Genomic DNA, 20,311 nt, shown 5'->3' on the forward strand with positions numbered 1-20,311 from the left:
AATTATTCTCCCTGACTCTTTAATAACTGACTAACTTTCCATGATAGAAAATCACTAACTGTTTTTCTAAAATCATCTATTTCAGGGATTGCTTCAACTTTAACATGGTCTTGGTATGTCCAATCATTCCCCTCTAAGCTAATCTTGTCTTTAATAACTTTTCCATTATCGACAGTGTAATAAGTTGTATCAGGTATATTACCTAATACAATATCTACGATTTCTTGATAACGTTCCTTTGCATTATCTGTATTACGTAAATTAACAGCTTGGCTTGATTTTTTTCGATTTTGACGTGAATAACCATCCTCGGAAAAATCTATAAAAGTGACGGCTTGTTTCTCATTGTGTGGCTCATTCACTTTGAATACATATATAGCAGTCTGAACACTAGCCTTCCCTCCAAACAAATCGGTTGGCATGTGAATTGAAGCTACTAATGAATTATTCTCTAAAATTCGCTTAGTATAAGGTAATCCCTGACCAGAACCCGCATTTTCTTGAATCAGTACAGCACCATAGCCTTTATCCATCTTCGAAAATGCTTCTTCTACGAAATTAAATCCTTTTCCTGACGCAGAATACGGAGGATTAAGTAAAAAGACATTAGCAGGAAAATTTTCATTTTCAAATAATTCGTGGGAATTTCCATTTTTTAAATTACTTGAACCGTCCCCCATTAAAATCATATTAAGAATAGCCAATATATAAATATTACCTAGCAATTCAATTCCTAGTAACTGTTGTTCCTTAATATGAGCTATTTTATTCGTTAGCTTTTCTTTGTCTTGAATCTTAGAACGTGCATCTTTCAACATGACATCCATGGCAGAAACCAAGAATCCGCCAGACCCCATAGCTGTATCCCAAACATATGAATCCATATCTGTACGTGCCAACTTAACCATCAACTCTGTAACATAGCGAGGCGTCAACACCACATCATTAGCAACATCATTGTCAATAGACACCCAATCGTTAAGAGAATTTAAAATCTTACCTGTAAAATCTAGTTGTAGATCAGATTCTAGTAAGGGGATGATATCATTATAAATATCGGTAAAAATCTGTTTGATTAGTGTTTCACCATTAGTAGGCTTCCATAAAATTGACTTTGTAAAAATTGGTCTCAATAAATCTTCAATCATAGCTATTTTATGAGAATCAGCTTTACGTTTTTTCAGGAAACTTTTTATTCTACGTAAAATGGTCTGCCCATCATTATCATCTCTATCACTGTTCCCCTCTAGGTTACTTGGTGTTAACCGACTAACTCCAACTGTTTGCAAACCAGCCATGATTAACCCAGAAAACAAATACAATTTCTCATTAGTGCTTAAAGCATTTTTCAGAGAAGTATTATCGTAAATTTCTTGATGAATTTTCTTAACAGCTTTTTCGAGTTCATCTTCTGTTTTATGAGTTAATGCTTCAAGTTCTTTTTCAGATAACGTTAATCTATCTAAAATAGAAAATAACTGGTCCAAATTTGATTTCTTAAATAAATCCCAAACTTTATCTAAATCCGCAATATGCTTAGGTTGTAACTTGTTAAGTTTAGACAAATAGTAAGCTTTCTGTTCAGGATTCTTTAACCTGTTATTTTTATCAAGATCAGTTCCGTTAACTCCAATAAAAATAACTTCATCATAACTTGAACTACTACTTTCAAGGATATTCTTAGCATAATGATAAGCACCATTAACAGCAAATTGAGTAATTGCTGTCGTATTAGGGTCACCCTTTTTATGAGGATTTTTAGCACCTACTTTTGAATCACTCATCCAAGGAATAACTTGAACGATTACACCATCTTTATCAATCTTTTCTAATTTATCTTTAGAGCCTTTCGCTTCTATGATAACTGGTATATGTCGATTTTCCTTTTCTGAATTAAGCATAAGCATGATATCAGGATAGTTGTTTCCACTACCGCCAGACTTCGATGGTGCGGAAGTAAAAGCTTTTGCAATACTTTTACTCATCATTTCTGCTTGTGTTTTACCATAGTATGTAATTCCCAATTCATCCAGATATTTTTTATAGTACTCTTCAACTTTTTCTTCAATTGACTTAGACATTACGCCACCTCACTCCACAAATGGTTTCCCCAATGAATTTTTATTTATTTTATTCATACTAAATTCTCCTTTTTTAAACTCTCTAATTTTGATTATACCATAAATCTATGAACCATAGAGGAATATATATTGCAATCATTTTATTCTTTATTAACCTCTAAAGTATACAACATACAAAATACTAATAAAAACATGTTATTAGGAAATGACACCTAAATATATATATCTTAAATATATTTTTATTTGAATTTCCCTAACTTAACCGTACTATTTTATAATTCATATTTGCACTAGTACTATTAAAAAATTCTTTATTTTCTAAATTTACTAAGTCTTTATTTCCATCAAAAATATTACATAGGTATGGTTTACCACCCTTACTTTCATGAAGAACCCATATATCCGCTGAATATCTATTAGATTCTTTATCATGATAAAGAAAAAAATAAAATCCATTTTCTTGTAATCTTATTCTTAAAAATTATCTCAATTTTAAATAATTCTATCTTTAAATTCTTCACTTGTTGTATCTAACTAGAAAGGACAAGAAGTTAATATAAATACTGTCACCAATATTATAGCATCTTTTTTTCACTAAAGTCATAGATCATTTCAGAATTTCCTCTTAAAAACAAAAATGTATCATCTAAAACAAACAGCACCTTCTTTTCTAAAAAAGAAGTATAATACAATTCTTTTACTATTTAAATTTTACTGATTTATAGATTACCACATAATTTTTCTGTGCTTTAATATACTCAAGTGAATCTTTCCCAATATGATTATTATTCATCTACAGAAATTATTTAACATAGCTATAAAAGAAAAGTTATCCTATGAAATTTCTTATAACAAAACAGATAAGTTAATAATACAAAAAAAGAAATTGATTTTTGGACTTTAGACAAATTTACAGCTTTTTTCTCACGTTGATAAGAATAAACTATTTTTAAAAGTGTTGTACCAGTTAGCGTTTTTTCTAGAACGCGTGCAGGAGAAATGATTGCTTTAACATGGAGTAATATTGATTTTTATAATCAAACAGTCCATATAAACAAAAGTGCTAAACTAATTAATGGTTATTACGTAACAACCACACAAAAAACAGAAAGCAGCAATAAATATATTACTATCAACACAAAAATAACCGCCATGTCAAAAAATAGCAAGAAATACAAGCAAAATTACTAACAAATAATTTTCAAAATATTGATAGTGAGAAACCACTTAAATTTTAAATCTATAAAATTACATGACTTTAGACATTCACACGTAGCTCTTACTATTCATAATAACAAAAAAATACTACTATAAAAGAACGACTAGGTCACTCTTTTATTCCTACAACCATTGAAACCTTTGGTCATTTATACCCTAATTTCTCAAAAATCAATGAGCGACAAATTTGATAATTATGATATTTCGGACCTATAAAATAACACGTTTTAATACTAATTTTTAATTAAGTAGGCAATTATAGGCATTGCAAACTTCCAAAACAAAAAAGACATATATACCAATTACCTTTATGGCTTGGTGTATTTGCCTTTTCAATCTATGCCAGCTGCAGGGATCGAACCTGTGACCTACGCGTTACGAGTGCGTTGCTCTACCAACTGAGCTAAGCTGGCCTGAAACAAATCTATTATAGGACTTTCTACTTTATTTGTAAAGTATGTTTGTTATTTATTTATGCAAAATCTCTTTAAAATAAGCCAAATAGCGACTTTACAAACTTTTTTCTGAAAATGTGGTATAATAGAGATATCAAGAAAGGATGGTTTTTTGTATGTCAAATTTTAATGGTATGGTTACTCCTGTTGTTCCATCGGATGCTGGTAAGGATTTCGCCGTTGACACCCATGTTACTTTTCTTGTTCACGGACAGCCACAAACAGGCGTTGTTACGAAGCAATTAAAAAATGCCGCTGTCGTCGAAATTGACGAAACGCAAAAAAACAATCACTTAATGGTGCACAGCAATGGTGTGATTGTTATTAATTACAAACAATTGAAAAAGATTTAATTCTTCAAGCGTGGGAAATTTCCCCCGCTCTTTTTTATGTACAGAATTGGAATACTTTCCAATTCATCGGAAACTATAATGCTGTAATAAACGCAAAAAAACCAAAAATAATTCCGGGCACATTAGCAAAAATAATGGACTTATCTCGTGTTTCTCCATCGTCTCCATATAACCCATGAATCGTCCAAAAAATACAATTAATCATTGCCACTAATGGTTGCGTCGGATTGCCTTTTTCCCCATGTAAATTTCCATAAATTTGTGGAATATATGAAACATACATCAAAACTGACATCACACTAGCAATCACAGCGATAGCGTGTAAGACTTTTTTATTCTTTTTCATAGCTCCTCCTTTGTTTTTTTATTTTTTATTATACACCTAGAAAAGTTCTTCAAGCAAAAGAAAACCGTTAGTAACCATAATCGGTTATCTAACGGTTTTTTGTTATTATTTTGTTCCAAATAAACGGTCACCAGCATCCCCTAAACCAGGAACGATATAGCCGTCTTCGTTTAAGCGCTCATCTAAAGCTGCTGTATAAATATCTACATCTGGATGCGCTTCTTGTAAAGCTTTCACACCTTCTGGAACGGCCACTAGACATACAAATTTAATGTTGCTAGCACCACGTTCTTTTAATGAATCGATGGCCATAATTGCGGAACCACCTGTTGCTAGCATTGGGTCAACAACAAATAATTGACGACTTGCAATGTCTTCAGGTAATTTCACGAAGTATTCATGTGGTTGCAATGTTTCTTCATCACGGTAAAGTCCAACGTGTCCAACTTTCGCTGCTGGAATTAATTCTAAAATCCCATCAACCATGCCAATGCCGGCACGTAAAATAGGAATGATTGCTACTTTTTTCCCTGAAAGTGTTTTTTGTGTTGATTTACCCATCGGTGTTTCGATGACAACATCCTCTAAAGGCATATCCCGTGATACTTCATAAGCCATTAACATAGCAATTTCGTTGACAACTTCGCGGAAAACCTTTGTCCCACAGTTCTTTTCGCGAATCATTGTTAGTTTGTGTTGAATTAGCGGATGATCAATTACTTGAAATTTTCCCATATCTATTCTCCTTCATTATTTTATTCTTTCTTATTGTAAAACAAAAGAGCCTAGGACACAAGTTGAATTCCTTAAATCCTAAGCTCCGACTCTTATTTGTACAGAGAATCGCGCTTCAGCTATCCCTGATGTTAGTTATATAATGGATATTTTTTAGTTAGCGCTGCTACAGCTGCTTTGACTTCATCATGAACTGCTGTATTTTCTGGATCTTTTAAAACTTGAACGATTAATTTAGCAACTTCTACCGCATCTTCTTCTTTAAAACCACGTGAAGTAATCGCAGGCGTTCCAATACGGATACCACTTGTTTTAAATGGACTTAATTGTTCAAACGGAATTGAATTTTTATTGACAGTAATATTTACACTATCTAAAATAGCTTCTGCTTCTTTTCCATTTAAACCAAAACCTGTCACTTCAATCAGTAATAAGTGGTTGTCTGTTGCCCCACTAATTAAACGAGCTTCTGGCGCTTGATTGAAAACTTTCGTCATCGCTTGCGCATTTGCAATCACTTGCTGACTATATTCAGCAAAACTTGGATCCAATGCTTCTTTAAAAGCTGCGGCTTTTCCGGCAATCACATGTTCCAATGGGCCACCTTGAATGCCTGGGAAAATACTACTATTTACTTTTTTCGCCAATTCTTCGCTATTTGTCAAAATTAAACCGCCACGAGGACCACGCAATGTTTTATGGGTCGTACTTGTTACGATATCAGCATACGGAACTGGATTTGGGTGCAACCCTGAAGCTACCAAGCCTGCAATATGCGCCATATCAACCATTAACTTGGCATCTACTTCATCAGCGATTTCACGGAAACGTTTGAAATCAATCGTTCGTGAATACGCACTTGCGCCAGCAACAATTAATTTTGGACGATGTTCTCTTGCTAAAATTCGCACAACATCGTAATCGATTACTTCTGTTGAAGGATCCACTCCATAACTGACAAAATTATAGGTTTTTCCACTAAAGTTAACGGGCGAACCATGTGTTAAGTGACCACCAGCTGATAAATCCATCCCCAAAATGGTATCACCTGGTTCAACCAATGAAAGGTATGCCGCTGTATTGGCTTGAGAACCTGAATGGGCTTGTACATTCGCGAATTTTGCACCAAATAATTCTTTGGCACGATCGATAGCTAAATTTTCTACGATATCGATAAATTCACAACCACCATAGTACCGTTTGCCAGGGTAACCTTCTGCGTATTTATTCGTTAAAATACTTCCTTGGGCAGCCATAACTGCTTTTGACACAACATTCTCAGATGCGATTAGTTCCAAGTTATTTTCTTGGCGCTCTTCTTCTCTTGCAATTGCATTCCATAAATCTGGGTCATACGTTTTGTAATCCATTCAAACAACACTCCATTTTGTTTTCTTTTGTCTGATTGTATCATACTTCTGTGTCAGCTTCGTTACAAATACCTCTTATTTTTCAAAAAATTTTTGATTAGCTGATTTTTTCAAGCGATTCATGTAAGCAGTGCCTAAACCAGTTTCTGCAAATCCTTGCGCAAAAATCGTGGTAGCTCCTTGCTCATCTAACGCTCTTAACCCTGCAAATAGTTCTTTTGTGGCATTTTCAACCGTTTCTGCACCATAGGAATAAACAAACGCATTTTCTGTATCTAGTTGTGCTGCCTGTTCATCACTTAAAAATAAGCCGATTTTTTCCTGTTGTTCTTTTGCTTGCTGAATCGCCGCTTGCCATTCTGCTGTTTGACCGCTTATAATCCAAACTTCCGCATCAGGAGAATAGTGTTTGTATTTCATCCCTGGCGCTTTGGGTGCTGCATTTTCGCTAATTAAATGTGTATCGATTTTCACTTGGGGAATAATGCTTTCCAACTGCTCTTTGGTAATTGCTCCTGGTCGTAAAATAACTGGCACACCATCTTCCGCCGTTAAATCCAAGACCGTTGACTCCACCCCAATCTGCGTTGGGCCATCATCTAATATGGCAGCAATTTTCCCCTGCAAATCATGATAAACATGCTCTGCAGATGTTGGACTAGGCTTGCCAGAAGTGTTCGCACTTGGTCCGACCAATGGAACATTGGCTTGTTCAATCAAAGCTAAGGTCGCTTGGTTATCTGGCATACGAAAAGCGACTGTCTCTAAACCACCTGTTACTGTTTTAGAAAATGTATCGCTAGGCACATTAAAAATTAAAGTTAATGGTCCCGGCCAAAAGGCAGACACCAATTTTGTAGCGACTTCTGGTAAGGTCGCCACGTATTTTTTGACCATTTCAACGTTGTTCACATGAACGATCAATGGATTATCACTGGGGCGGCCTTTTACTTGGTAAACTTTTTTTACTGCCGCTTCATTTAAGGCATCGGCACCTAAGCCATAAACAGTTTCTGTTGGAAAAGCCACTAGCTCACCTGCTTGAATGGCTGCTGCTGCTTGGGCTATTTCTTGTTTGGTTAATTTTTTTGTTTCCATTGCAAATCGCTCCTTCTAGAAAAGTGGCGACGAAGAACCTTAGTTACTCGGCTATCGCGAGGCGATCGTTGCCAGATAAATCTTTTTCAATTTTAATTGTTTTTTGTGGATAGGCGGCGCTCAATAATTCTTGGAGGGCCGCGCCTTGTTGAAACCCTATTTCAAAATAAATTTTACCGTCTGCTTTAAGCATCGTTTGACTTTCATGAATTAATTGTTGGTATAAAGCCAAACCGTTATTTTCAGCGAATAAAGCGGTTTTAGGTTCATACGTTCGGACACTTGCATCCATTAAATGCCATTCTTGTTCACTAATATAGGGCGGATTAGAAATAAGCAGATCAATTTTTTCAGAAGCAACTGGCTGTAAGCCATTCCCATGATAAAATTCGATGCCAGCACCTAATGCTTGCGCGTTTTGTTTAGCGACAGTCAACGCTTTCTCTGAAAGATCAATGGCAATAACTCGCCAGTTGGGCCGTGCCAGTTTCAAGCTAATCGCAATGGCACCTGTCCCTGTTCCGACATCCACGACCGTCAAAGGAGTATCTGGATTGGCTTTTAAGCAACGCTCGACTAATTCTTCTGTTTCTGGTCTAGGAATCAAAGTATGTTCATTAACAATAAAGGAATGTCCATAAAATTCAGCTTGTCCTAGTAAATATTGTGCTGGGTAATCTGTCAATAATTGGGCTAAATCCGTTTTTAATTGTTTCTCTTCTTCTTTGGGCATTTCTTCTTGCATATGCAGGAGCCACTGCGTTTTATCCCAACCTTTACGTTCTAAAAAAACATAGCGAATAGCATAGCCTTCTTTGCCTTGCGCCTCTAAAAAAGAAGAAGCCCAGTTAAGGACTTCAAAGTAACGTTTAGCCATTTTGCATCTCTTCTAATTTCGATGTTTGATCATATAAGACTAATGCATCAATGATTTCATCTAATTTGCCAGCAAGAATCTGGTCTAGTTTTTGGATGGTTAAACCAATACGATGATCCGTTACTCGATTTTGTGGGAAGTTATACGTTCTGATTCGTTCTGAACGATCTCCGGTCCCCACCGCCGATTTACGGTTAGCATCATATTCACTTTGTGCTTCTTGTTGAATTTGGTCATACACACGAGCACGCAAAACTTTCATTGCTTTTTCACGGTTTTTTAGCTGTGAACGTTCATCTTGCATTGCGACCACGATTCCTGTTGGTAAATGGGTTAATCGAACAGCCGAAGCGGTTTTATTGACGTGCTGTCCACCAGCGCCACTTGCATGATAAATATCGACACGGATATCTTTATCAGCTAATTCGATTTCGACTTCTTCCGCTTCCGGCATAACTACAACGGTTGCTGTCGATGTATGAATCCGTCCTTGTGATTCTGTTGAAGGAACTCGTTGCACGCGGTGAGCGCCACTTTCGTATTTTAATTTTGAAAAGACGTTATCTCCTGAAATCATCATAATTACTTCTTTATATCCACCGATTCCAGTGACGTTCGCTTCTAAAACTTCCGCTTTCCACCCTTGTGCTTCTGCATATTTTTGGTACATATTAAATAAGTCGCCAGCAAAAAGTGCGGCTTCATCGCCACCGGCTGCACCACGGATTTCCATGATGATATTTTTATCATCATTTGGGTCTTTTGGTAATAATAAAATTTTAATGCGGTCTTCTAACACTTCTTTTTCTTTTTTCAAATCAGAAAGTTCTTCTTTCGCCATCTCGGCCATTTCCGCATCTAAGTTTTCACTTAAAAGTTCTTCGGCATCGCTAATCCCTTCAACAACTTGTTTATATCGGCGATAAACTTCAACCGTCTCACGTGTATTAGCTTCTTCCTTCGATAATTCCATGAAACGTTTTGTATCGCTAATGACTGCTGGGTCACTTAATAATTCGCCCAATTCCTCATAGCGATCTTCAATAGATTGTAATTGATCGTACATAGTGTCTCTCCTTACTGTTCTTCATTCACTGTTTTTGGATGAAAATAATGTTTGCGACAAACAGGATAGTAGGCTTCATTCCCACCAATTTGGACTTGATCCCCTTCATAAACGGGTTTGCCATCAATATAGTGCAAGTTCATAGTTGCTTTTTTATGACAGAACCAGCAAATCGTTTTTAATTCTTCTAATTTGTCTGCATATAAAAGTAAATACTTTGAGCCTTCAAATAATTCATTTCTAAAATCATTCTTTAGCCCAAATGCCATTACTGGAATATCTAATTCGTCAACAATTCGTGCAAATTCAATGACATGATGCTTGTTTAAAAATTGACATTCATCGACTAATACGCAAAAAGGTTTGTAAGACAAATCATTAATCAAGTCAAAGACATTGGTTTCTTCAAAAATTGGAATAGCATCTCTGCGTAATCCGATGCGACTGGATACTTTCCCGACACCATCACGTGTATCTAGTCCACTGGTCATCAAAACAACTGGTTTGTCTTGTTCTTCGTAATTGTGTGCTACTTTTAAGATTTCAATGGTTTTACCACTGTTCATTGCGCCATACTTGAAAAATAATTGAGCCATGTTCACTACACCTTTCCGTTAGTTCCTTACGTATTTTACTATATTTTCAGCAAAAAAGCAGTATTTTTAGCTAAAATGGTCGTGCATTTTTCTGAAAAAAACAGAATCTACGCCAAAGTCATTTTAGCAGGGCTGTTTATACTCCAACTAATGATCCTGCTAGTATGCAATAAAAAAGCCCGAAATTGTAGTTATTTGACTACAATTTCAGACTTTTTAATGCTAGTTATTTTTGAGCAGAGGCAAATTCTGCTGATTGCGTACCTGCTTGACGACCATAAATGATAATATCGGCGATGGCATTGCCTCCGATACGGTTTTGGCCATGCAAGCCACCTGTTAATTCACCAGCAGCATATAGACCTTTAATTGGTGTGCCATCTTCACGTAAAACTTCTGTTTTCGTGTTGATTTTCACGCCACCCATTGTGTGGTGAATCCCTGGTGCAATTTTAATTGCGTAGTAAGGCGCTGTGCTTAAGTCAGCTTCCATTCCAGTTGTCCGGCCAAATTGTTTGTCATCTTTGGCATTAACATCTTGGTTCCAAGTATCAATCGTTGCTTTCAATGTATCGGCAGGCATGCCAATTTTTTCAGCTAATTCTTCAATCGTTTCACCTTTTTCCACGAAACCTTTTTGATCATAGAAATCAATGGCTTTTGCACGGTCGCGAACGCCTTGGTCAAAGACTAAATAAGCTGATTTTTCTGGTAAGGCATTGATTGCTGCGGAAACTTTGTCGCGTGTATCTAACTCATTAACAAAACGTTCTCCTTTTTGAGAAGCCAAGATTGCGCCTTCTCCACGAACTGCTTCACCAATTAAGAAAGCATCGCTTTGTTGAACAGTTGGGTGAATTTGAATTTCTTTCATATCCACTAACGCACCGCCAACTTTTTGAATCATTTGGATACCGTCACCTGTTGTTCCTTCTTGGTTCGTTGTAACATAGTTTTTCAATTCTGGTTTGTATTGTGTAATTAATTTTTCGTTGGCACCGAAACCACCTGTTGTGACAACGACTGCTTTTGCTTTAACTGTTTTTTCTTTATCATCTTTCATTTTCACTTTTACGCCATCAATTTGACCGTTTTCTTCAACTAAGTCTGTGACGTCAGCATCAACAAACAATGGAATTTTTTCTTCGCGAACGTTACGTACTAAACCGTCAACTAGATAGCCCCCAATTGCTGATCCGTCAGCAGGTCGGTGTGTGCGTTTTTCGCTCATTCCACCTGTAATCGTTAAATTGCTCAATGTAATTCCTTTTGTATCTAACCAATCAATTGCTTCAGCTGAATGATCAACAAAATAACGTAGTAATTCTTGATCGTTGGTTCCTTTACCGCCTTTTAGTGTTTCTTCAAAGAATTTATCGTTGCTATCTTTAATGCCTTCTTTTTCTTGGAATTTTGTTTGTGAAGCATTCATTCCTGAAGACGATTTAATTGTATTCCCACCTGCAACAGGCATTTTTTCTAAAATAACTGGATTCATGCCAGCTTCTTTGGCTTGTAATGCAGCGGTCATCCCCGCACCACCTGAACCAACAATAACAACATCATAACTGTCTTTTAGTTCGCTTGGATCTGTATAACCATTAGCAGAGGCACCAGATGTTGCTTCTGTTTTTTCAGAAGATGCTTTTGTTTTACCAGCGGCTTTTTCTTGATCGCTTGTACAACCTGTTGCTGCACCTAATAATAACCCTAGGGAAAGAACTCCCATTAACACTTTTTTCATTGTTTTCCCACCTTATAAACTATTGATTTCTACCAACACAATTTCTTATTTTTCATTTGAATAAAAATAACAGTTTGTTACATAAAGTGAACACATTCACATATCAACCGAAATAAAAAAGCTACCACTACTTTTTAAAGTTGTATCGTTAGACAAACTGACCAATTAGCAATAAGTTGTTTGGGGAACAACCTATTTTTCTATTCTTTCATAAAATATCATGTTCTCGCTTGTTTGTGGATGTTTTCCAATTATTTCTAACGAATTTCTTATTTTTATTTGTCATTTCAAGGATTTTCTGGCAGAATTATTCGTTTGAGGCGAAAAGTTTTGGTATACTTAGTTTAATTAGAATTGGGAGGTTATCTAGTGAACCATACACGTTTGCTGTGGCTGGCACAGCGAAAAAGCGATCGATTTATTCGCAAAAATTTTTCATCTATTCAAATCATCGTCGCTTATTACATATTAATGACGGTTATTTCTTATTTATTGTTTTGCCTCCCTATTTTCAGAGAACCTGACTCTCATGTTCCCTTTATTGATTTATTTTTCTTAGCAATCAGTACAGTCAGCGTTACTGGACTCACCACAGTCGATATTAATTCGGTTTTTAATGATCGTGGGATTGTCTTATTGGAGGTTCTTTTCCAAGTTGGTGGCTTAGGGATTATGATGATTTCAACGGTCTTTTTTATTTTATCAAAACGGCGAATCACATTAAAGCAACGTCAGTTAATTATGACTGACATGAATCAGCCGCGACTGAGCGGAATTGTTCGACTGATCCGCACCACTTTTTTGATTTTAATTTGGTTCCAAGTAATCTTCGGCTCGCTCTTTTCGATTTATTTTTATATAAGTGGTTATTATACGAACTGGCGAGATGCGATATTTTATGGCTTTTATCAAGCTATTTCTGCAGTGACTAATTCAGGCTTTGATATTTCAGGTGATTCAATTATCCCTTTTGCTCATGATTATCTCTTTTTACTGGCAATTATGTTCTTAATTTTTATCGGCGGAATTGGATTTCCCGTTTTACTGGAAATTCATGAGTGGTTACATTTTAAGAAAAAGAACTTTCGCAAGAAGAAACGAGGCTTGCCTTTCCGCTTTTCATTGTTTAGTAAAATTGCTTTGCTAGCGTTTATTGTTCTGTTCATTGGTGGGACTATTTTGATTTACTTATTAGAAAAAGATCACCTATTTTTGACAATGAATGAAAGTGGCCGTTGGGTAAGTTCGATGTTTTATTCGATGACTACACGAAACGCTGGCCTCCAAATTAATGATTTAGGGGACTTCCAAATTACAACGTTGATTATTTTTTCTGTGTTAATGTTTATTGGTTGTAGTCCTAGCTCTGTTGGTGGTGGTGTTCGAACAACGACTGTTGCGATTATTGGTTTGTATTTGTTAGCCTTTTTAAAAAGTGAAGATGATATTAGCGTCTTTAGCCGTAAAATAGATGACGATGATGTCAAAAAATCGATTGTCGTCTTCATGTTATCTTTGATTATGTGCTTTTTCGCTGTCGTCTTTTTGTCAGCCACTGAAAATCTTCCCTTGATTTCAATCATTGTGGAAGTCGCTTCTGCCTTTGGAACAACCGGTCTTTCTTTAGGCATTACAGACGATTTAACAACAGTAGGTAAATTAATGATTGCCTTATTAATGTTTATTGGACGTATTGGTATGCTTTATACCTTAATGATTTTTGTACCAAAAGAAACACGTGACTTAGGCTACGAATACCCTTCAGAAAAAATTATTATTGGATAAAAAAACAAAGCCTCTCAAGTAAGAGGCTTTGTTTTTTTATTTTTTCATGTGTGTGACTAGTTTGTTATAACTTTCAGAGCGTTCAATTGCATCTTCTTTAGTTTTATCAAGTAAATGTTCGACTACTTCTTGATTCTGTTTAATTGTATGCAACGCAGAGTAACGTGTTTGTTTTTCAAGGAAATCACGCATTTTGTCAAAATCTGTTTTCTTGTAGTCAATGACCATCGGATCTTTGCCTTTCTTAACTAACTCTGGATTATAGCGATAAAGTGGCCAATAGCCAGATTCAACGGCTTCTTTGGCTTGATCTAACGTCCGAACCATTCCACCTTTGACCCCGTGATTAATACATGGGGTATAACCAATGATAATTGATGGGCCTGGGTACCGCTCCGCTTCGTCAATTGCTTTAATCGTTTGCATTGAGTTTGCGCCTAAAGCCACTTGTGCAACATAGACATTCCCATAAGTGATTGCCATCATCCCTAAATCTTTTTTAGAGGTATGTTTCCCACCCGCTGAGAATTTGGCAATGGCTGAAGCTGGTGTAGCTTTAGATGTTTGTCCGCCTGTATTGGCATACACTTCGTTATCCATAACAAAAATATTAACATCTTCCCCACTGGCAAGAACATGATCGATGCCGCTAAACCCGATATCATAGGCCCAACCATCGCCGCCGACAATCCATTGACTCGTTTTCACTAGTAAATCTTTTTGTTCGTAAATTTTTGTTAAAAGTGGATCTTCATCGGCTTCTTCACTTAATGCCGCCGCTAGTTTGGTGGCTCGCTGTTGTGTTCCTTCCCCTTCAGCCATGTGTTCCAACCAATCATTTAACAAGGCTTGAAGTGAATCTGATCCGACATTTTTAGCAAGACTTTCTTCAACCAGACTAGCTAAATGTTGACGTTTCGTTCGATTGGCAATATACATACCATAACCATATTCAGCATTATCTTCAAACAGCGAATTACTCCAAGCTGGTCCTTGGCCACATTCGTTCGTTGTATATGGTGTCACTGGTGACGAACCACCCCAAATTGATGAACAGCCTGTTGCGTTAGCAATCATCATTCGATCACCAAATAGTTGCGTCAACAACTTAATATAAGGTGTTTCGCCACAGCCTTCACAAGCACCTGAAAATTCCATCAATGGCTGGTTAAATTGGGAACCTTTAACAGAAAGTTTTTTGACTGGGTTGGCTTTTTGTTTAAGAGTCATCGCAAAGGCCCAATTCATCGCTTGCTCTTTCTGAGTTTCATAAGGTTTCATTAAAATCGCCTTGTCTTTCACAGGGCAAGCCTGAACACAAAGACCACAACCTGTACAATCTTCTAAAGAAACTTGGATACGATACATCAACCCATCTATGCCACGCATTTCGCGCATGGCAAAACCTGCAGGTGCTTCTTTCAGTTCTTCTTCATCCGCTAAAAACGGTCGAATAGCCGCATGTGGACAAACAAAGGCACATTCATTACACATCGTACACTTATCCATTTGCCACTCAGGTACTTCTAACGCAATGCCACGTTTTTCATAAGCCGCAGTGCCCATAGGAATGGCACCGCCCTTCATTCCGTTTTCAATCAAATCTGAAACGGTCAGCTGATCCCCTTCTTGACGATTGATCGGTTCTAAAATATTTGTCACAAAAGCTGGAGCTTCCGACTCTTGATTTTCTGGCTCTAAAACAATGGTTGCCCAATCTTCTGGAACTACAATTTCTTGCAGCGATTCAAAGGTAGCATCAATCGCTTGGTAATTTTTTTCAACAATTTCCATTGATTTTTTTCCATAAGTCTTTTTCACTTCTTCTTTAAGTAACGGTAAATATTGCTCTTTCGTTAAAATATCTGTTACTTCAAAAAAGGCAGTAGACATCACTGTATTGATCCGACGACCTAAGCCTACTTTGCGAGCTAACTCAACCGCATTGATAATATAAAATTTGATTTGGTGCTCCCCAATATATTTTTTTAACTTAGCCGGTAATAAACGATGAACCTTTTCTTGATCCCAAATAGTATTCAGTAAAAACGTTCCGCCATCTTTTAAACCTTTTAACAGGTCGTATTTATGCAAATAGGAAGCATTATGACAAGCGATGAAATCTGCTTGTTCAATTAAATACGTGGAAGTAATTGGCTCTTTACCAAAACGCAGATGCGAAACGGTTAAACCGCCTGATTTTTTAGAATCATAACTAAAGTAAGCTTGTGCATAAAGGTCGGTATGATCTCCGATAATTTTAATCGCTTGCTTGTTTGCTCCCACAGTTCCGTCAGAACCAAAGCCCCAAAATTTTGCTTGGAAGGTAGTATCTGGCGTTAAATCTAAAGTAGGTTCTTCTGGCAATGATTGATAGGTTACATCATCAACGATCCCTACCGTAAAGCGTTGTTTTAATTCTTTAAATGGCAATAACAAATGGTCATAGATCGCTTTAATTTGATTAGGCGCTACGTCTTTAGAACCTAACCCATAACGTCCACCAATCACAATTGGACGATTTTCATGTTGATAGAGAGCGCTTTGAACATCTAGCAATAATGGTTCCCCTTCGGCTCCTGATTCTTTTGTTCGATCTAAAACCGCAACCTTTTCTACTGTAGCTGGTAATTTTTCAAGAAGGTTTTCGGTAGGAAATGGACGATATAAATGAATATTGATAAAACCAACTTTGCGTCCTTGTTGATTGAGATAGTCGACTGTTTGTTTGATTACTGGCGAAGCCGACCCCATTGAAATAATGACTTCTGTTGCATCTTCAACCCCGTAATAATCGGTTAAATCATACGTTGTTCCACGAAGATTGTTAATTTTTTTCATGTATTTTTGAACAATTTTTGGCATTTCTTCGTAATTTTTATTGACTGTTTCTCTTTGTTGAAAATGAATGTCAGGATTTTGAGCGGTCCCTGAAACAGTGGGATGATTAGGATTCATGCCTCCCATTCTAAAACGAGTTACAGCTTCCTGATTCACCATTTCTTTCAGGTCATCATAATCAATCACTTCGATTTTTTGTAGTTCATGGCTCGTTCTAAAACCATCAAAAAAGTTTACAAAAGGTAAACTACCTTCTAAGCTAGCTAAATGAGCAACTGCCGACAAATCCATCACTTCTTGAACACTCGATTCTGCTAACATACAAAAACCTGTTTGGCGGGTAGCCATCACATCGCCATGATCACCAAAAATACTCAACGCACTTGTCGTTACTGCCCGAGCCGCCACGTGGAACACAGAAGGTAGCAATTCTCCTGCGATTTTATACATATTGGGAATCATCAACAGTAAACCTTGTGAAGCAGTATAAGTAGTGGTTAACGCACCTGTTTTTAACGAACCATGAACTACTCCCGCTGCCCCAGCTTCTGATTGCATTTCAATAACTTGAACTTTTTGACCATAAATATTTTTTAAACCACTTTCCGCCCATTCATCTACCAACTCAGCCATTGTTGAACTTGGTGTGATAGGATAAATAGCGGCAACTTCTGTAAACGCATATGAAATATAAGCCGCTGCGGTGTTTCCATCCATTGTTTTTTTCATTTTTTCACCTTTTATCTTTCCTAAACATTGCTTGTGACTGTTGTTTTTTGTGTTTTGACATACTGATCAATTGCATTAGCTGCGATTTTCCCAGCGCCCATCGCTAAAATAACGGTGGCAGCACCTGTGACTATATCGCCCCCAGCAAAAACGCCAGGTATTGAGGTTGCTCCCGTTTTAGGATCAGCTTGAATGTAACCCCATTGGTTTAGTTCTATTTCTGGATATGTTGATAACAAAACTCGATTTGCCCCTTGGCCAATTGCCTCGATTACTGCATCAGCAGGAATGGTAAACGTGCTGTCTGGAACCGGTTCTGGCCGTCGTCTTCCAGACACATCTGGTTCACCTAAAACCATTTTGATACATTCAACACCGGCTAGATTTCCTTGTTGGTCATCTAAATAAGCAATTGGATTCGTTAACCAATAATAGTTAATTCCTTCCTCAAGGGAATGGTGGTATTCTTCAATTCTTGCTGGTAATTCTTCTAACGAACGACGATACACAATATTCACATTTTCAGCGCCTAATCGTTTGGCTGAACGAGCGGCATCCATTGCAACATTCCCGCCGCCAATCACAACAACATTTTTAGCACGTTTAATCGGTGTATCATATTCTGGAAACTCATAGCTATGCATTAAATTGATTCGTGTTAAAAATTCACTAGAAGAATAAACCCCATTTAAACTAGTTCCTGGGATTCCCATAAAGTTTGGTGCCCCTGCACCAACCGATAGATAACAGGCATCAAACTCTGACATTATTTCTTCCATCGTAATCGTTTTACCTACTACCACATTGGTTTCTATTGTTACACCTAAGGCTTCAATACTCGCAATTTCTTGTTTAACAATTTTTTTCGGCAATCGAAATTCAGGTATGCCATAGGTTAATACGCCGCCAGCTTCATGAAGCGCTTCAAAAATAATTACTTCGTAGCCGAGCTTTGCCAAATCCCCCGCAACTGTTAACCCAGAAGGACCAGAACCGACCACTGCGATTTTCCCTTTTGTTGGTTCCGCTGTTTTTTTAGGAAACATGTGATTTTCTAATGCCCAATCGGCAACTAAACGTTCTAATTTGCCAATTGCCACTGGTTCAAAGTTTTTGGCTTTCCCTAATTTACAAACTTGTTCACATTGTTTCTCTTGCGGACAAACGCGTCCACAAATAGCAGGTAAATTCGTATATTTACTTAAAATATCGGCTGCTTGTTCCATGTTTCCTTCACGAATAGCTAAAATAAATCCAGGAATATCAATCATCACGGGGCATTTAGCAATACAAGGTGCATTTTTACATTGTAAACAGCGAATCGCTTCTTCTTGCCCTTCTGCTAATGTATAGCCTAAGCAAACCTCTTCAAAATTATTCTTTCTGATAGTAGGTGCTTGTTCCGCAATCGGTGTTTTTATACGACTTTTTCTAGCCATTTTTCTCCACCTGCTCTTTCAAACGATCTGTAAAGCAAACTGCTTCTTCTTCCTGATATTGCTTCATTCGATTAATGAATTCATCCCAATTTACTTCATTGCCTTTAAACTCAGGTCCATCAACACAGGCAAATTTCATGGTGCCATCAACAGTGACCCGACAACCGCCACACATACCTGTTCCGTCAATCATAATAGGATTCAAGGAAACATAAATTGGTAATTGATGTTTTTCAGCTGTCAAGGTACAAAATTTCATCATGATGCTGGGCCCAATCGCCCAACTGCACGCTACAGATTCACGTGCAATAACTTCTTCCATCGCTTCTGTTACTAAGCCCTTTTTACCTAATGAACCATCATCCGTTGTAATGATTAGTTCATCCGAATAACGACGGCATTCTTCTTGTAACAGAACTAACTCAGCTGTGCGTGCCCCCAAAATCGTAATCACTCGGTTGCCTGCTTCTTTTAAAGCCTTGATAATTGGATAAATAGCCGCGATGCCAACCCCGCCACCGACAACCATCACCGTTCCATATTGCTTCACTTCTGTGGGCATACCTAAAGGTCCAGTGATATCTAACAAAGAGTCGGAAGTTTTAAGTTGGGAAAGTGCAGCTGTTGTCTTACCGATTACTTGGAAAATAATTCGAATACTGCCTGCTTGTGGATTTGTCTCCGCAATCGTTAAAGGGATCCGCTCTCCTTTTTCGTCAATTCTTAAAATAACAAACTGTCCAGCCTGGGCATGTGTCGCTATTCTTGGCGCTTCCAGCCAAAAATCAAATGTATTACTAGATAATTGAGTCGACTGAAGAATATTAAACATTGAAATACCTACCTTCATCATTCCTTTTCATTCTGACTCCTACTTTCTTAAACCTTTAGGCAACGCTATCAGATAAAGTTGTGGCAACACTTTTAACAAATGTTTTTAGCATTTCGATGTCTTCTTCTGCATTGTTTTCAATTTCAACTGTTTCAGCTACTTTTTTAGCACCAGCTTTTTCAAAAGCTCCTACAAAATCATGCGCTGATTTACAGAAAAATTCACCATATTCACGATCACCGGAACCAACAACGCCAAATGGCTTACCTGCTAAATCCTTTTCAGTTAATTCATCAAAGAAATCTTCAAATTCAAAAGGCAGTTCCCCATCACCATAAGTATACGTTGCGATAATACAAGCATCTGCATCATCAAAGAAGTCTACATCAACTTCTGAACATTCTTCACGTTCTACTTCAACTCCAGCTTCTTGAAACTGTTCTTCCAAAATCTCGGAAATTTCTTCTGTGTTTCCAGTCATACTTGCATAAACAATTTTTACTAGTGCCATCTTCATTCATTTCCTTTCTTTTTTCCTAAATATTTCAATGCATTCAAATGCAATTGTAACCCCTTACATTAATTCCTAAAAAAATAACTTTTACAAATGATTTTATTCACAAATTAATCTAACTAAGTATGTACTCTTCCCCTTTCGAGATAGAGTATTTTTTACTACGTCTTTACTATACCACATTCCAAACCGTTTTAACAATATTTTTAAGGTAAAAAAAATATTATTTAGG

At 37.0% G+C, this 20,311-nt stretch carries 15 protein-coding genes and 1 tRNA gene; 2 read left to right on the forward strand and 14 right to left on the reverse strand.

Going from position 1 to position 20,311, the window contains the following annotated elements:
- Positions 1-2: 2 nt before the first annotated feature.
- On the reverse strand, positions 3-2,081 hold the full coding sequence (locus tag IGJ04_RS05025) for an HsdM family class I SAM-dependent methyltransferase (protein WP_104675248.1): 2,079 nt from the start codon (positions 2,079-2,081) through the stop codon (positions 3-5).
- Positions 2,082-3,639: 1,558 nt separating this feature from the next.
- Positions 3,640-3,712: transfer RNA gene (locus tag IGJ04_RS05030), tRNA-Thr, on the reverse strand.
- Between the two features lie 158 nt (positions 3,713-3,870).
- On the opposite strand from IGJ04_RS05030, the gene IGJ04_RS05035 reads away from it, so the two are divergent.
- Positions 3,871-4,107, forward strand: coding sequence for a hypothetical protein (locus tag IGJ04_RS05035; protein WP_002381528.1), 237 nt, complete (start codon positions 3,871-3,873; stop codon positions 4,105-4,107).
- A gap of 73 nt (positions 4,108-4,180) precedes the next feature.
- On the opposite strand, the gene IGJ04_RS05040 is transcribed toward IGJ04_RS05035, so the two are convergent.
- From IGJ04_RS05040 to IGJ04_RS05075, 8 genes are all read right to left on the reverse strand, one after another.
- Complete coding sequence (locus tag IGJ04_RS05040) at positions 4,181-4,453, reverse strand: membrane protein (RefSeq protein WP_002356625.1); 273 nt, start codon at positions 4,451-4,453, stop codon at positions 4,181-4,183.
- A 105-nt stretch (positions 4,454-4,558) separates the two neighbouring features.
- The gene (gene upp, locus IGJ04_RS05045; protein WP_002356624.1) at positions 4,559-5,188 is read right to left on the reverse strand and encodes a uracil phosphoribosyltransferase; all 630 of its coding nucleotides are present in this window, start codon (positions 5,186-5,188) and stop codon (positions 4,559-4,561) included.
- 131 nt (positions 5,189-5,319) lie between these two features.
- Positions 5,320-6,558, reverse strand: a complete 1,239-nt coding sequence (gene glyA, locus IGJ04_RS05050) for a serine hydroxymethyltransferase (protein WP_002356623.1) — start codon at positions 6,556-6,558, stop codon at positions 5,320-5,322.
- A gap of 75 nt (positions 6,559-6,633) precedes the next feature.
- Positions 6,634-7,656: an L-threonylcarbamoyladenylate synthase gene (locus IGJ04_RS05055; protein WP_033625648.1), complete on the reverse strand. Its 1,023-nt coding sequence runs from the start codon at positions 7,654-7,656 to the stop codon at positions 6,634-6,636.
- A gap of 43 nt (positions 7,657-7,699) precedes the next feature.
- Complete coding sequence (gene prmC, locus IGJ04_RS05060; protein WP_070415724.1) at positions 7,700-8,533, reverse strand: peptide chain release factor N(5)-glutamine methyltransferase; 834 nt, start codon at positions 8,531-8,533, stop codon at positions 7,700-7,702.
- On the reverse strand, positions 8,526-9,599 hold the full coding sequence (gene prfA / locus IGJ04_RS05065) for a peptide chain release factor 1 (protein ID WP_002356619.1): 1,074 nt from the start codon (positions 9,597-9,599) through the stop codon (positions 8,526-8,528). The genes prmC and prfA overlap by 8 nt, the downstream gene beginning before the upstream one ends.
- Positions 9,600-9,610: 11 nt before the next feature.
- Positions 9,611-10,195, reverse strand: coding sequence for a thymidine kinase (locus IGJ04_RS05070; protein WP_002356618.1), 585 nt, complete (start codon positions 10,193-10,195; stop codon positions 9,611-9,613).
- A gap of 226 nt (positions 10,196-10,421) precedes the next feature.
- Entirely contained in the window at positions 10,422-11,939 is a 1,518-nt protein-coding gene (locus tag IGJ04_RS05075; protein ID WP_002356617.1) for a flavocytochrome c, read from the reverse strand.
- A 369-nt stretch (positions 11,940-12,308) separates the two neighbouring features.
- Here IGJ04_RS05075 and IGJ04_RS05080 point away from each other — a divergent pair, with 369 nt between their 5' ends.
- Positions 12,309-13,724 carry a TrkH family potassium uptake protein gene (locus tag IGJ04_RS05080; protein WP_010713181.1) on the forward strand — a complete coding sequence of 472 codons (1,416 nt, stop codon included), beginning with the start codon at positions 12,309-12,311 and terminating at the stop codon, positions 13,722-13,724.
- Between the two features lie 36 nt (positions 13,725-13,760).
- On the opposite strand, the gene nifJ is transcribed toward IGJ04_RS05080, so the two are convergent.
- From nifJ to IGJ04_RS05100, 4 genes are read right to left on the reverse strand one after another with little or no spacing between them, the layout of a single operon-like run.
- A complete protein-coding gene (gene nifJ / locus IGJ04_RS05085) occupies positions 13,761-17,294 on the reverse strand; it encodes a pyruvate:ferredoxin (flavodoxin) oxidoreductase (protein ID WP_438714405.1) in 3,534 nt (1,177 codons plus the stop codon).
- A 20-nt stretch (positions 17,295-17,314) separates the two neighbouring features.
- On the reverse strand, positions 17,315-18,733 hold the full coding sequence (gene gltA, locus IGJ04_RS05090; RefSeq protein WP_002370484.1) for an NADPH-dependent glutamate synthase: 1,419 nt from the start codon (positions 18,731-18,733) through the stop codon (positions 17,315-17,317).
- Positions 18,726-19,583: a sulfide/dihydroorotate dehydrogenase-like FAD/NAD-binding protein gene (locus IGJ04_RS05095; RefSeq protein ID WP_002365019.1), complete on the reverse strand. Its 858-nt coding sequence runs from the start codon at positions 19,581-19,583 to the stop codon at positions 18,726-18,728. The genes gltA and IGJ04_RS05095 overlap by 8 nt, the downstream gene beginning before the upstream one ends.
- A 37-nt stretch (positions 19,584-19,620) precedes the next feature.
- Positions 19,621-20,082, reverse strand: coding sequence for a flavodoxin (locus tag IGJ04_RS05100; protein WP_002398814.1), 462 nt, complete (start codon positions 20,080-20,082; stop codon positions 19,621-19,623).
- Positions 20,083-20,311: the final 229 nt, after the last annotated feature.

This window comes from Enterococcus sp. AZ050 (genome assembly GCF_051715085.1).
GTDB classification, from domain to species: Bacteria; Bacillota; Bacilli; order Lactobacillales; family Enterococcaceae; genus Enterococcus; species Enterococcus faecalis.

Bases quoted from the DNA above. Each gene is read 5' to 3' on its own strand.
- IGJ04_RS05025 (WP_104675248.1), bottom strand. From the start codon at position 2,081: ATGTCTAAGTCAATTGAAGAAAAAGTTGAAGAGTACTATAAAAAATAT.
- IGJ04_RS05035 (WP_002381528.1), top strand. From the start codon at position 3,871: ATGTCAAATTTTAATGGTATGGTTACTCCTGTTGTTCCATCGGATGCT.
- IGJ04_RS05040 (WP_002356625.1), bottom strand. From the start codon at position 4,453: ATGAAAAAGAATAAAAAAGTCTTACACGCTATCGCTGTGATTGCTAGT.
- upp (WP_002356624.1), bottom strand. From the start codon at position 5,188: ATGGGAAAATTTCAAGTAATTGATCATCCGCTAATTCAACACAAACTA.
- glyA (WP_002356623.1), bottom strand. From the start codon at position 6,558: ATGGATTACAAAACGTATGACCCAGATTTATGGAATGCAATTGCAAGA.
- IGJ04_RS05055 (WP_033625648.1), bottom strand. From the start codon at position 7,656: ATGGAAACAAAAAAATTAACCAAACAAGAAATAGCCCAAGCAGCAGCA.
- prmC (WP_070415724.1), bottom strand. From the start codon at position 8,533: ATGGCTAAACGTTACTTTGAAGTCCTTAACTGGGCTTCTTCTTTTTTA.
- prfA (WP_002356619.1), bottom strand. From the start codon at position 9,599: ATGTACGATCAATTACAATCTATTGAAGATCGCTATGAGGAATTGGGC.
- IGJ04_RS05070 (WP_002356618.1), bottom strand. From the start codon at position 10,195: ATGGCTCAATTATTTTTCAAGTATGGCGCAATGAACAGTGGTAAAACC.
- IGJ04_RS05075 (WP_002356617.1), bottom strand. From the start codon at position 11,939: ATGAAAAAAGTGTTAATGGGAGTTCTTTCCCTAGGGTTATTATTAGGT.
- nifJ (WP_438714405.1), bottom strand. From the start codon at position 17,294: ATGAAAAAAACAATGGATGGAAACACCGCAGCGGCTTATATTTCATAT.
- gltA (WP_002370484.1), bottom strand. From the start codon at position 18,733: ATGGCTAGAAAAAGTCGTATAAAAACACCGATTGCGGAACAAGCACCT.
- IGJ04_RS05095 (WP_002365019.1), bottom strand. From the start codon at position 19,583: ATGAAGGTAGGTATTTCAATGTTTAATATTCTTCAGTCGACTCAATTA.
- IGJ04_RS05100 (WP_002398814.1), bottom strand. From the start codon at position 20,082: ATGAAGATGGCACTAGTAAAAATTGTTTATGCAAGTATGACTGGAAAC.